This is a genomic window from Corallococcus praedator (genome assembly GCF_003612125.1).
Classification (GTDB): Bacteria; Myxococcota; Myxococcia; order Myxococcales; family Myxococcaceae; genus Corallococcus; species Corallococcus praedator.
In genome coordinates this window covers 1-447 of sequence record NZ_RAWI01001023.1, presented here as the reverse complement: position 1 = coordinate 447, position 447 = coordinate 1, and the positions used below count along the sequence as shown (strand labels likewise).

Here is a 447-nt window from a genome sequence, read left to right as displayed (position 1 = left end):
GCTTGATAGTCCTGCCCTTGAGCAGCGAGCGATCGACAGCTTAAAAACGGCTTACTGTGCGATCGGTGGGTTTGCCAAAGCCAGCCAGTTTCAGCAAGCTGATTTAAATTAAGGCAGGTAAGGCAATTAAGGCAGGTAAGGCAAGGTCAGCGGAGGCTAAATTTGGCTGCGATAGCATGGGCGGCTGGCACGATCGCTGCTCTAGTCGCGATCGAACTCAGCTTGCGATCGGTTGGACTGGGAAATCCGCTCCTCTATGTGGCCGATCCGCAGATTGGCTATCTGTTGGCTCCGAATCAAACGCTGCGGCGATTCGGCAAGCGAATTCAGATTAATTCTTTTTCAATGCGTAGTCCTGAGATTGCCGCGATTCGTCCGCCTGGTACGCTGCGAATTTTGCTGCTGGGAGACTCGATCGCCAACGGGGGCACATGGACTGATCAGGCC

At 53.9% G+C, this 447-nt stretch carries 1 protein-coding gene; it reads left to right on the top strand.

Going from position 1 to position 447, the window contains the following annotated elements; genetic code table 11:
* Positions 1-162: 162 nt before the first annotated feature.
* Positions 163-447: hypothetical protein (locus D7Y13_RS47470; protein WP_208734633.1), on the top strand; the 285-nt coding region annotated here is incomplete at its 3' end.